The organism is Lelliottia wanjuensis (genome assembly GCF_030238365.1).
In the GTDB taxonomy this organism is placed as follows: Bacteria; Pseudomonadota; Gammaproteobacteria; order Enterobacterales; family Enterobacteriaceae; genus Enterobacter; species Enterobacter wanjuensis.
Genome location: NZ_JASSOT010000004.1, coordinates 1 through 9,592, shown reverse-complemented (window position 1 = coordinate 9,592; position 9,592 = coordinate 1). Strand labels below are relative to the sequence as shown.

21 protein-coding genes are annotated in these 9,592 nt (G+C 50.1%); 1 reads left to right on the top strand and 20 read right to left on the bottom strand.

Translation table 11 applies throughout. The features are described 5' to 3' along the window. Position 1: 1 nt before the first annotated feature. The 17 genes from rplF to rpsJ all read right to left on the bottom strand — a co-directional run bounded on the left by rplF (position 2) and on the right by rpsJ (position 7,667). Positions 2-535 carry a 50S ribosomal protein L6 gene (rplF, locus tag QQF33_RS02625; RefSeq protein ID WP_100778650.1) on the bottom strand — a complete coding sequence of 178 codons (534 nt, stop codon included), beginning with the start codon at positions 533-535 and terminating at the stop codon, positions 2-4. Between the two features lie 12 nt (positions 536-547). Continuing rightward, entirely contained in the window at positions 548-940 is a 393-nt protein-coding gene (rpsH, locus tag QQF33_RS02620; protein ID WP_006178918.1) for a 30S ribosomal protein S8, read from the bottom strand. A 33-nt stretch (positions 941-973) separates the two neighbouring features. Beyond that, positions 974-1,279: a 30S ribosomal protein S14 gene (gene rpsN / locus QQF33_RS02615; RefSeq protein WP_015960709.1), complete on the bottom strand. Its 306-nt coding sequence runs from the start codon at positions 1,277-1,279 to the stop codon at positions 974-976. A gap of 14 nt (positions 1,280-1,293) precedes the next feature. Then, on the bottom strand, positions 1,294-1,833 hold the full coding sequence (gene rplE, locus QQF33_RS02610) for a 50S ribosomal protein L5 (protein WP_015960710.1): 540 nt from the start codon (positions 1,831-1,833) through the stop codon (positions 1,294-1,296). Between the two features lie 14 nt (positions 1,834-1,847). Continuing rightward, positions 1,848-2,162, bottom strand: coding sequence for a 50S ribosomal protein L24 (gene rplX, locus QQF33_RS02605; protein WP_016538464.1), 315 nt, complete (start codon positions 2,160-2,162; stop codon positions 1,848-1,850). Between the two features lie 10 nt (positions 2,163-2,172). Then, a complete protein-coding gene (gene rplN / locus QQF33_RS02600; protein ID WP_015960712.1) occupies positions 2,173-2,544 on the bottom strand; it encodes a 50S ribosomal protein L14 in 372 nt (123 codons plus the stop codon). 166 nt (positions 2,545-2,710) lie between these two features. Continuing rightward, positions 2,711-2,965, bottom strand: coding sequence for a 30S ribosomal protein S17 (gene rpsQ, locus QQF33_RS02595; protein WP_006817275.1), 255 nt, complete (start codon positions 2,963-2,965; stop codon positions 2,711-2,713). Next, entirely contained in the window at positions 2,965-3,156 is a 192-nt protein-coding gene (gene rpmC, locus QQF33_RS02590) for a 50S ribosomal protein L29 (protein ID WP_032614707.1), read from the bottom strand. Before rpmC ends, rpsQ begins: the two co-directional genes overlap by 1 nt. Further along, positions 3,156-3,566, bottom strand: a complete 411-nt coding sequence (gene rplP, locus QQF33_RS02585; RefSeq protein WP_002919759.1) for a 50S ribosomal protein L16 — start codon at positions 3,564-3,566, stop codon at positions 3,156-3,158. Before rplP ends, rpmC begins: the two co-directional genes overlap by 1 nt. Positions 3,567-3,578: 12 nt before the next feature. Continuing rightward, a complete protein-coding gene (gene rpsC, locus QQF33_RS02580) occupies positions 3,579-4,280 on the bottom strand; it encodes a 30S ribosomal protein S3 (protein ID WP_000529945.1) in 702 nt (233 codons plus the stop codon). 17 nt (positions 4,281-4,297) lie between these two features. Next, positions 4,298-4,630 (bottom strand): 50S ribosomal protein L22, encoded by a 333-nt coding sequence (rplV, locus tag QQF33_RS02575; protein ID WP_002919773.1) that lies wholly within the window; start codon positions 4,628-4,630, stop codon positions 4,298-4,300. A gap of 14 nt (positions 4,631-4,644) precedes the next feature. After that, positions 4,645-4,923 (bottom strand): 30S ribosomal protein S19, encoded by a 279-nt coding sequence (gene rpsS / locus QQF33_RS02570; RefSeq protein WP_001138115.1) that lies wholly within the window; start codon positions 4,921-4,923, stop codon positions 4,645-4,647. 16 nt (positions 4,924-4,939) lie between these two features. After that, the gene (gene rplB / locus QQF33_RS02565) at positions 4,940-5,761 is read right to left on the bottom strand and encodes a 50S ribosomal protein L2 (protein ID WP_000301869.1); all 822 of its coding nucleotides are present in this window, start codon (positions 5,759-5,761) and stop codon (positions 4,940-4,942) included. 17 nt (positions 5,762-5,778) lie between these two features. Beyond that, positions 5,779-6,081 (bottom strand): 50S ribosomal protein L23, encoded by a 303-nt coding sequence (gene rplW, locus QQF33_RS02560; RefSeq protein ID WP_004868363.1) that lies wholly within the window; start codon positions 6,079-6,081, stop codon positions 5,779-5,781. Beyond that, a complete protein-coding gene (gene rplD / locus QQF33_RS02555; protein WP_003031119.1) occupies positions 6,078-6,683 on the bottom strand; it encodes a 50S ribosomal protein L4 in 606 nt (201 codons plus the stop codon). Before rplD ends, rplW begins: the two co-directional genes overlap by 4 nt. Positions 6,684-6,693: 10 nt before the next feature. Next, complete coding sequence (rplC, locus tag QQF33_RS02550; protein ID WP_016538466.1) at positions 6,694-7,323, bottom strand: 50S ribosomal protein L3; 630 nt, start codon at positions 7,321-7,323, stop codon at positions 6,694-6,696. Between the two features lie 32 nt (positions 7,324-7,355). Next, positions 7,356-7,667, bottom strand: coding sequence for a 30S ribosomal protein S10 (rpsJ, locus tag QQF33_RS02545; protein WP_001181005.1), 312 nt, complete (start codon positions 7,665-7,667; stop codon positions 7,356-7,358). A gap of 386 nt (positions 7,668-8,053) precedes the next feature. On the opposite strand from rpsJ, the gene QQF33_RS02540 reads away from it, so the two are divergent. Next, positions 8,054-8,527 (top strand): prepilin peptidase, encoded by a 474-nt coding sequence (locus QQF33_RS02540; protein ID WP_282491536.1) that lies wholly within the window; start codon positions 8,054-8,056, stop codon positions 8,525-8,527. Here the strand turns inward: QQF33_RS02540 and bfr are convergent. From bfr to QQF33_RS02525, 3 genes are all read right to left on the bottom strand, one after another. Continuing rightward, positions 8,511-8,987, bottom strand: coding sequence for a bacterioferritin (gene bfr / locus QQF33_RS02535; protein WP_095283671.1), 477 nt, complete (start codon positions 8,985-8,987; stop codon positions 8,511-8,513). The two genes, QQF33_RS02540 and bfr, sit on opposite strands and share 17 nt — an antisense overlap. A 72-nt stretch (positions 8,988-9,059) precedes the next feature. After that, positions 9,060-9,254 (bottom strand): bacterioferritin-associated ferredoxin, encoded by a 195-nt coding sequence (gene bfd / locus QQF33_RS02530; protein ID WP_059180778.1) that lies wholly within the window; start codon positions 9,252-9,254, stop codon positions 9,060-9,062. A gap of 183 nt (positions 9,255-9,437) precedes the next feature. Beyond that, the coding region (locus tag QQF33_RS02525) for an EF-Tu C-terminal domain-related protein (RefSeq protein WP_072265127.1) at positions 9,438-9,592 on the bottom strand (155 nt) is incomplete at its 5' end.

The following is a 9,592-nucleotide window of genomic DNA, read 5'->3' as shown; positions in this document are numbered from 1 at the left end:
CTTACTTCTTCTTAGCCTCTTTGGTACGCACGACTTCGTCGGCGTAACGGACACCCTTGCCTTTGTAAGGCTCAGGACGACGGTAGGCGCGCAGGTCTGCTGCAACCTGACCGATCAGCTGTTTATCCGCGCCTTTCAGCACGATTTCAGTCTGAGACGGACATTCTGCAGTGATACCGGCAGGCAGCTGATGCTCCACGGGGTGAGAGAAGCCCAGAGACAGGCCTACTGCATTCCCTTTGATAGCTGCACGATAACCTACACCAACCAGCTGAAGCTTTTTAGTGAAGCCTTCGGTAACACCAACAACCATTGAGTTCAGCAGGGCACGCGCGGTACCAGCCTGAGCCCATCCATCCACGAAACCATCACGCGGACCGAAGGTCAGAGCATTATCTGCATGTTTAACTTCAACAGCATTGTTGAGGGTACGAGTCAGCTCGCCGTTTTTACCTTTGATCGTAATAACCTGACCGTCGATTTTTACATCAACGCCGGCAGGAATGACGACCGGTGCTTTAGCAACACGAGACATTCTTTCCTCCGATTAGGCTACGTAGCAGATAATTTCGCCACCAAGACCAGCTTGGCGCGCTGCACGATCAGTCATAACACCTTTAGAGGTAGAAACAACTGCGATACCCAGACCAGCCATAACTTTAGGCAGCTCATCTTTTTTCTTATAGATGCGCAGGCCTGGGCGGCTGACACGCTGAATGCTTTCTACAACAGCTTTACCCTGGAAATACTTAAGAGTAAGTTCCAGTTCCGGCTTGGTGTCGCCTTCAACTTTAAAATCTTCGATAAAACCTTCTTCCTTCAGCACATTGGCAATTGCCACTTTCAGCTTGGCGGAAGGCATGGTGACCGCAACTTTGTTCGCGGCCTGACCGTTACGGATACGGGTCAGCATATCCGCGATCGGATCTTGCATGCTCATCTGTCTTTACTCCCGTGATTCAATTGGTGACAATTACCAGCTAGCCTTTTTCAGACCCGGGATTTCACCGCGCATAGCGGCTTCACGGACCTTAATACGGCTCAACCCGAACTTCCGCAGGAAAGCGTGCGGACGACCAGTTTGACGACAGCGGTTACGCTGACGAGACGGGCTGGAATCACGCGGCAGAGACTGCAGCTTCAGAACTGCGTTCCAACGATCTTCGTCGGAAGCGTTCACATCAGAAATGATCGCTTTCAGTTCAGCGCGTTTAGCGAAGAATTTATCAGCTAAAGCTACGCGCTTTACTTCGCGTGCTTTCATTGATTGCTTAGCCATTCAGTAACCCTACCTTACTTGCGGAACGGGAAGTCAAAGGCAGCCAGCAGAGCACGGCCTTCTTCGTCAGAGTTCGCAGTAGTGGTAATGGTAATATCCAAACCACGCACGCGGTCGACTTTATCGTAGTCGATCTCTGGGAAGATGATCTGCTCACGGACACCCATGCTGTAGTTACCACGACCATCGAATGACTTAGCGGACAAGCCACGGAAGTCACGGATACGTGGAACAGCAATAGAGATCAGGCGCTCAAGGAACTCCCACATGCGTTCGCCACGCAGAGTTACTTTACAGCCGATCGGATAGCCCTGACGGATTTTGAAGCCTGCAACAGATTTGCGTGCTTTGGTGATCAACGGCTTTTGACCGGAGATTGCTGTCAGATCAGCTGCTGCGTTATCCAGCAGTTTCTTGTCAGCGATCGCTTCACCAACACCCATGTTCAGGGTGATCTTCTCGACCCGAGGGACTTGCATGACAGAATTGTAGTTAAACTCAGTCATGAGTTTGCTAACTACTTCGTCTTTGTAGTAATCATGCAGTTTCGCCATCGTACTACTCCAAATTACTTGATAGTTTCGCTGTTAGACTTGAAGAAACGGACTTTTTTGCCGTCTTCGAATCTAAAGCCTACACGGTCAGCCTTACCGGTTGCCGCGTTGAAGAGTGCAACGTTAGAAACCTGAATTGCAGCTTCTTTTTCAACGATGCCACCTGGTTGGTTCAGGGCCGGAACCGGCTTCTGATGTTTCTTAACCAGGTTGATACCTTCAACAATGATCTTGCCGGAAGACAGAACATTTTTTACTTTACCGCGTTTACCTTTATCTTTACCGGTTAACACGATAACTTCGTCATCACGACGGATTTTCGCTGCCATGATTCGCTCCTTAGAGTACTTCTGGTGCCAGAGAGATAATTTTCATGAACTTTTCAGTACGAAGTTCACGAGTTACCGGCCCAAAGATACGCGTGCCGATAGGCTGCTCGCTGTTATTGTTTAAAATAACGCATGCATTACCATCGAAGCGAATGACAGAACCGTCAGGGCGACGAACACCCTTCCTGGTGCGCACCACTACCGCTTTCAGCACATCACCTTTCTTGACCTTACCACGTGGAATTGCTTCCTTGATGGTGATCTTGATGATGTCGCCTACGCCTGCGTAGCGACGGTGCGAGCCACCCAGAACCTTGATACACATTACGCGACGTGCACCGGAGTTGTCGGCGACGGTCAGCATAGTCTGTTCTTGGATCATTTTAGTGCTCCGCTAATGTCAACTACTACCTGAGACCCTAAAATCAGAGTCGTCGAAAAGCCCCATATCGAGGGCGCGGCATTATAACACCGGTTCTACAATATGGGTAGAAAAAATACACGGCCCATTACTGAGCCGTGTATTCGTATTGAGAGGCCTTACTGTATTACAGAACGGCTTTCTCTACAACGCGAACCAGCGTCCAGGACTTAGTCTTGGACAGCGGACGGCATTCGCGGATTTCAACCACGTCACCGATACCGCATTCGTTGTTCTCGTCATGTACGTGCAGTTTGGTCGTACGCTTGATGAATTTACCGTAGATCGGGTGTTTCACAATACGTTCGATAGCAACAACAATGGATTTCTCCATTTTGTCGCTAACAACACGACCTTGCAGAGTACGGATTTTATCGGTCATTACGCACCCGCCTTCTGAGTCAGTAAAGTCTTAACGCGTGCAACATCACGACGCACTTGCTTCAGCAGGTGAGTCTGTTGCAGCTGGCCACTTGCCGCCTGCATGCGCAGGTTAAACTGCTCACGCAGCAGGTTCAGCAGCTCAGCGTTCAGCTCTTCAACGCTTTTTTCACGCAGCTCATTTGCTTTCATTACATCACCGTCTTAGTTACAAAGGTGGTTTTAATCGGCAGTTTCGCTGCTGCCAGGCCGAATGCTTCACGGGCTAGCTCTTCCGGTACGCCGTCCATTTCATAAAGGACTTTACCCGGCTGAATCAAGGCAACCCAATACTCCACGTTACCTTTACCTTTACCCATACGAACTTCCAGCGGCTTCTCGGTAATTGGTTTGTCCGGGAATACACGGATCCAGATTTTACCTTGACGCTTAACTGCACGGGTCATTGCACGACGTGCTGCTTCGATCTGACGTGCAGTCAGACGACCACGGCCAACAGCTTTCAGACCGAAAGTGCCGAAGCTAACATCCGTACCCTGCGCCAGACCACGGTTGCGGCCTTTGTGCACTTTACGGAATTTTGTACGCTTTGGTTGTAACATCAGCGACGCTCCTTATTTACGGCCTTTACGCTGCTGCTTTTTAGGTTGCGCAGCCGGTTTTTCCGGTTGTTCAACAGCAGCCATACCACCCAGGATCTCACCTTTGAAGATCCATACCTTAACGCCGATTACACCGTAAGTGGTGTGCGCTTCAGAGGTGTTGTAGTCGATGTCAGCACGCAGTGTGTGCAACGGTACGCGACCTTCGCGGTACCATTCGGTACGTGCGATTTCCGCGCCGCCGAGACGGCCGCTAACTTCAACTTTGATACCTTTAGCGCCCAGACGCATTGCGTTCTGTACAGCACGCTTCATAGCACGACGGAACATAACGCGACGTTCCAGCTGTGAAGTGATGCTGTCAGCAACCAATTTAGCGTCAAGTTCAGGCTTACGAACTTCAGCGATATTGATCTGTGCAGGAACGCCAGCGATATCCGCTACGACCTTGCGCAGTTTTTCTACGTCTTCGCCTTTCTTACCGATAACGATACCCGGGCGAGCGGTGTGAATAGTCACACGAATGCTCTTAGCCGGACGCTCGATAACGATACGAGATACAGACGCTTTAGCCAGTTCCTTAGTCAGGTACTGACGTACTTTAAAATCGCTGTCCAGGTTGTCAGCGAATTCTTTGGTGTTCGCAAACCAGGTTGAATTCCATGGTTTTACAATACCCAGGCGAATACCATTAGGATGTACTTTCTGACCCATTGCTAGTCTCCAGAGTCTCAGCGATCGGACACAACCACAGTAATGTGGCTGGTGCGCTTCAGGATGCGATCTGCACGACCTTTCGCACGCGGCATAATGCGCTTCATGCTTGGGCCTTCGTCTACGAAGATTTTCGCAACTTTCAGATCGTCAATGTCAGCGCCATCGTTGTGTTCAGCGTTAGCAATGGCAGATTCCAGTACTTTCTTGACCAATACCGCAGCTTTCTTGTTGGTATAGGTCAGGATGTCCAGGGCCTGCGACACTTTCTTACCGCGAATCAGGTCAGCAACAAGGCGAACCTTCTGAGCAGAAGAACGAGCATGGCGATGTTGAGCTAAAGTTTCCATCTCTTCCTCCTACCTTATTTCTTCTTCGCTTTTTTATCAGCAGCGTGGCCGCGATAAGTACGAGTCGGTGCGAATTCACCCAGTTTATGACCGACCATTTCGTCGGAAACAAAGACTGGAACGTGCTGACGACCATTATGGACAGCGATGGTCAAACCGATCATGTTAGGAAAGATCGTTGAACGACGGGACCAAGTGCGCAGGGGCTTCTTGTCTCCGCTTTCCACCGCTTTCTCTACCTTCTTCAGCAAGTGCAGGTCAATAAAAGGACCTTTCTTGAGAGAACGTGGCATGGCTTATCCTCTAAAATTATTTGCTACGGCGACGTACGATAAATTTATCAGTACGCTTGTTGCTGCGGGTCTTCTTACCTTTGGTCTGAACGCCCCATGGTGTTACAGGGTGCTTACCAAAGTTACGACCTTCACCACCACCATGTGGGTGGTCGACTGGGTTCATCGCAGTACCGCGAACGGTAGGACGAACACCACGCCAGCGTGCAGCACCTGCTTTACCCAGAACGCGCAGCATATGCTCAGCATTGCCAACTTCGCCCAGAGTTGCACGGCAGTCTGCTTCGACTTTACGCATTTCACCAGAACGCAGACGCAGGGTGACATAAGCACCATCGCGAGCAACGATCTGAACGTAAGTACCAGCGGAACGTGCCAGCTGACCGCCTTTACCTGGTTTCATTTCTACGTTATGAACGGTAGAACCAACCGGGATATTGCGCATCGGCAGGGTGTTACCTGCTTTGATTGCAGCATCAACGCCAGACTGAATCTGGTCGCCAGCTTTCAGGCCTTTAGGGGCCAGGATGTAACGGCGTTCGCCATCTTTGTACAGAACCAGCGCGATGTTCGCGGAACGGTTCGGATCGTACTCAAGACGCTCAACAACTGCCGGGATACCGTCTTTGTTGCGTTTGAAGTCAACAATACGGTAAGCCTGCTTGTGACCACCACCGATGTGACGAGTGGTGATACGGCCATTGTTGTTACGACCACCGGATTTGCTGTTTTTTTCAACCAGCGGAGCAAAAGGTTTGCCCTTGTGCAGCTCTGGGTTGACCACTTTAACGACGTGGCGACGACCCGGAGATGTCGGTTTACATTTAACAACTGCCATTGTATTACTCCTCCGACTTACTCAGCGCCGCCGACGAAGTCCAGATTCTGGCCTTCCTTCAGGGTGACGTAAGCTTTTTTCCAGTCGCTACGACGACCGATACGCTGTCCGTGACGTTTAACTTTCCCTTTAACTACCAGGGTGTTAACGACTTCGACTTCGACTTCAAACAGTTTCTGCACAGCAGCTTTGATTTCTGCTTTGGTCGCGTCTTTAGCAACTTTGAGAACGATGGTATTTGTTTTTTCCATCGCAGCAGACGCTTTTTCAGAAACGTGCGGTGCGCGAAGCACCTTCAGCAGACGTTCTTCACGAATCATGCCAGCATCTCCTCAACTTGCTTAACAGCATCAGCAGTCATTACGACTTTGTCGAAGGCGATCAGGCTAACCGGGTCGATACCAGTTGCATCGCGTACGTCAACCTTGTGCAGGTTGCGCGCAGCCAGGAACAGGTTCTCGTCCAGCTCACCGGTGATGATCAGCACATCTTCCAGAGCCATGTCTTTCAGTTTCTGTGCCAGCAGCTTAGTTTTAGGCGCTTCAACAGAGAATGATTCGACAACGATCAGACGATCCTGACGTACCAGTTCGGACAGGATGCTTTTCAGCGCGCCGCGGTACATCTTTTTGTTTACTTTTTGACTGTGGTCCTGCGGGCGAGCAGCGAAGGTCACGCCACCGGAACGCCAGATCGGGCTCTTGATAGAACCTGAACGCGCACGGCCGGTACCTTTCTGGCGCCACGGCTTTTTGCCGGAACCAGTTACTTCAGCACGAGTCTTCTGAGCACGAGTACCCTGACGAGCACCAGCTGCATAAGCAACAACAACCTGGTGAACCAGCGCTTCGTTGAAATCACGACCGAAGGTAGTTTCGGAAACAGTCAGCGCGCTCTGCGCGTCTTTCAATACTAATTCCATTGCTATCCCCTTACGCCTTCACAGCTGGTTTAACGATCAGGTCGCTACCGGTTGCACCGGGAACAGCACCTTTAACCAGCAGCAGGTTGCGCTCAGCGTCAACACGTACTACGTCCAGGCTCTGAACAGTTACACGTTCGTTACCCAGCTGACCTGCCATTTTCTTGCCTTTGAACACTTTGCCCGGAGTCTGGTTCTGACCGATAGAACCCGGTACGCGGTGAGACAAGGAGTTACCGTGGGTAGCGTCCTGGGTACGGAAGTTCCAGCGCTTAACGGTACCAGCAAAACCTTTACCTTTAGAGGTACCGGTTACGTCAACTTTTTTAACTTCAGCAAACAGCTCAACGCTAATGTCCTGACCTACGGTGAACTCTTCGCCTTCAGCAAGACGGAATTCCCACAGACCACGGCCAGCTTCAACGCCAGCTTTAGCGAAGTGACCAGCTTCCGGCTTGGTTACACGGTTAGCTTTTTTAGCACCGGTAGTAACCTGAACAGCACGGTAGCCATCGTTAGCCAGGTCTTTAACCTGAGTAACGCGGTTTGCTTCAACTTCGATTACGGTTACTGGGATAGAAACGCCATCTTCAGTGAAGATGCGGGTCATACCCACTTTTTTACCGACTAAACCAATCATTGTTTCAACCTCTCAATCGCTCGATGACCTGATCAACCCAGGCTGATCTGCACGTCTACACCGGCAGCCAGATCCAGACGCATCAGAGCATCAACGGTTTTCTCAGTTGGCTCAACGATGTCAACCAGACGCTTGTGAGTGCGGATCTCGTACTGATCACGCGCGTCTTTGTTAACGTGCGGAGAGATCAGAACGGTAAAGCGCTCTTTGCGGGTCGGCAGCGGGATCGGACCACGGACTTGCGCACCAGTGCGCTTAGCAGTCTCGACGATTTCCGCGGTTGATTGATCGATAAGACGATGATCAAACGCTTTCAGGCGGATACGGATTCTTTGGTTCTGCATGAGACCAGAGCTCCAATTATTTTATAAACGAAAATGATTACTACTCAAACCCATTACGATTGATGGGAGAGTGTAACCGTTCTTACGTAGCCCCCCAATTGGGAGCATTGTTGAGTAACGAAAAACAGTGTTACTCAGGTTCAGATTGAACCAGCTGTCAATTACGACAAGCCCGCGCATTATACGTAAATCTGAACACAACGCAAGTGCCGTTTATAAAACAGACTCCAGGGGCGGTTTTTGCGTAGGGCCTCGACAGTTTGCTGCAAACAATCACCAGTAAAGCCGATTCACTGGAATGCGCTACGCAGAGGTCAAATTTACGGGTTGTCCGGATGAAACTCAGAGAAGAGGATGTCGCAGCGATAACTTTAGAGGCTTACACCATGCTAGCGGCTCTCCCCTTTCTGATGATTTACACCCTGTTGACCTGTCTTCTGATTCGCGCGGATATTCGTTCCGGGCTGTTGCCGGACAAATACCTCTGTCCGTTGCTTTGGACGGGACTGTTGTTTCATCTCGTCAACCATCCTGATTTCCTCGCCAGTGCTGTTGTGGGTGCAATGGCGGGATACCTTGGCTTTGCCTGCGTTTACTGGGGATTTCGGACGGTGTTCAAAAAGGAAGGGCTTGGATACGGGGATGTGAAATACCTTGCTGCCCTGGGCGCCTGGCACGGCTGGTGCGTACTTCCTGCTATGGTACTCGCAGCGGCACTGTTAGCCACGAGCTATGTGCTCATACAGGTGCTGCGCAATCCGGGTAAACAGATACATAAAAACCCGCTACCGTTTGGCCCTTTTATGGCGGCAGCAGGTTTATTGGCGGGCTGGCAGAGTTTAATCAGTCTGCCACTTTGATCTGAGACTGCAGGTAGTTTTGCAATCCAATTTTACCGATGAGGTCCAGCTCGGTTTCCAGCCAGTCGATATGGCCCTCTTCATCTGCCAGAATCGTGATCATCATATCGCGGCTGACATAGTCATGAACACTGTCGGCGTAAGCGATGGCTTCTCGAAGATCTTTCGCACCTTCAAGCTCAAGCCTGAGGTCGGACTGCAGCATCTCTTCGACATCTTCACCAATGCCGAGCTTGCCGAGATCCTGCAAATTCGGAATGCCTTCAAGAAATAAAATACGCTCGATGTATTTATCGGCATGTTTCATCTCATCGATGGATTCATGGTATTCAACATCGTTGAGGCGTGTCAGGCCCCAATTTTTGAACATTCTCGCATGGAGAAAATACTGATTGATTGCGACAAGCTCATTTCCCAATAATTTATTGAGATAACTTATGATTTTAACATCACCTTTCATTATATAGTCCCTCCGCTTCCACTTATTGAAGCGTAGATGGGGCTACAGGGATGTCAAAAAAAAGATAGCCTGTCAGGCGATCTCTTTGTATTCCGGGATCTGCATCAATTCGTCCTGCATTATCTCTCGCGCTGCGCGCACGCACTTACCGCATTGATTTCCTACCGGAACAAACTTACGAAGCTGTTGGAAAGACTGAGGGTGAAACTGGCGAACGGCCTGACGTATTTTTTTGTCACTCACACCATTACACAAACAAACGTACATAAAAACTCCCGCTCAATTTATGATCAAAGTGTAAGTGAGAATAATTATGATTACAATAGCACATGCGTGGAGAGACGGGCCGGGAGCGAACAAAAAATGCGAATAATTGTGAAAGGCAATAAATTCAAAAAGCAAAAAGGGCGCCGAAGCGCCCTTTTTTATTCAAAACTAATTAACGAGTAATTAGCTCAGAACTTTAGCAACAACGCCCGCACCAACAGTACGGCCGCCTTCACGGATTGCGAAACGCAGACCGTCATCCATCGCGATTGGGTGGATCAGGGTAACAACCATTTTGATGTTGTCGCCTGGCATTACCATCTCAACGCCTTCTGGCA

What these genes read in the sequence shown, in the direction of transcription:
- rplP (WP_002919759.1), bottom strand. Translation starts at nt 3,566, where the DNA reads ATGTTACAACCAAAGCGTACAAAATTCCGTAAAGTGCACAAAGGCCGC.
- rplN (WP_015960712.1), bottom strand. Translation starts at nt 2,544, where the DNA reads ATGATCCAAGAACAGACTATGCTGACCGTCGCCGACAACTCCGGTGCA.
- rplB (WP_000301869.1), bottom strand. Translation starts at nt 5,761, where the DNA reads ATGGCAGTTGTTAAATGTAAACCGACATCTCCGGGTCGTCGCCACGTC.
- rplE (WP_015960710.1), bottom strand. Translation starts at nt 1,833, where the DNA reads ATGGCGAAACTGCATGATTACTACAAAGACGAAGTAGTTAGCAAACTC.
- QQF33_RS02540 (WP_282491536.1), top strand. Translation starts at nt 8,054, where the DNA reads ATGCTAGCGGCTCTCCCCTTTCTGATGATTTACACCCTGTTGACCTGT.
- rpsC (WP_000529945.1), bottom strand. Translation starts at nt 4,280, where the DNA reads ATGGGTCAGAAAGTACATCCTAATGGTATTCGCCTGGGTATTGTAAAA.
- rplF (WP_100778650.1), bottom strand. Translation starts at nt 535, where the DNA reads ATGTCTCGTGTTGCTAAAGCACCGGTCGTCATTCCTGCCGGCGTTGAT.
- rplX (WP_016538464.1), bottom strand. Translation starts at nt 2,162, where the DNA reads ATGGCAGCGAAAATCCGTCGTGATGACGAAGTTATCGTGTTAACCGGT.
- rplV (WP_002919773.1), bottom strand. Translation starts at nt 4,630, where the DNA reads ATGGAAACTTTAGCTCAACATCGCCATGCTCGTTCTTCTGCTCAGAAG.
- rpsH (WP_006178918.1), bottom strand. Translation starts at nt 940, where the DNA reads ATGAGCATGCAAGATCCGATCGCGGATATGCTGACCCGTATCCGTAAC.
- rpsS (WP_001138115.1), bottom strand. Translation starts at nt 4,923, where the DNA reads ATGCCACGTTCTCTCAAGAAAGGTCCTTTTATTGACCTGCACTTGCTG.
- rpmC (WP_032614707.1), bottom strand. Translation starts at nt 3,156, where the DNA reads ATGAAAGCAAATGAGCTGCGTGAAAAAAGCGTTGAAGAGCTGAACGCT.
- rplC (WP_016538466.1), bottom strand. Translation starts at nt 7,323, where the DNA reads ATGATTGGTTTAGTCGGTAAAAAAGTGGGTATGACCCGCATCTTCACT.
- bfr (WP_095283671.1), bottom strand. Translation starts at nt 8,987, where the DNA reads ATGAAAGGTGATGTTAAAATCATAAGTTATCTCAATAAATTATTGGGA.
- bfd (WP_059180778.1), bottom strand. Translation starts at nt 9,254, where the DNA reads ATGTACGTTTGTTTGTGTAATGGTGTGAGTGACAAAAAAATACGTCAG.
- rpsJ (WP_001181005.1), bottom strand. Translation starts at nt 7,667, where the DNA reads ATGCAGAACCAAAGAATCCGTATCCGCCTGAAAGCGTTTGATCATCGT.
- rpsN (WP_015960709.1), bottom strand. Translation starts at nt 1,279, where the DNA reads ATGGCTAAGCAATCAATGAAAGCACGCGAAGTAAAGCGCGTAGCTTTA.
- rplW (WP_004868363.1), bottom strand. Translation starts at nt 6,081, where the DNA reads ATGATTCGTGAAGAACGTCTGCTGAAGGTGCTTCGCGCACCGCACGTT.
- rpsQ (WP_006817275.1), bottom strand. Translation starts at nt 2,965, where the DNA reads ATGACCGATAAAATCCGTACTCTGCAAGGTCGTGTTGTTAGCGACAAA.
- rplD (WP_003031119.1), bottom strand. Translation starts at nt 6,683, where the DNA reads ATGGAATTAGTATTGAAAGACGCGCAGAGCGCGCTGACTGTTTCCGAA.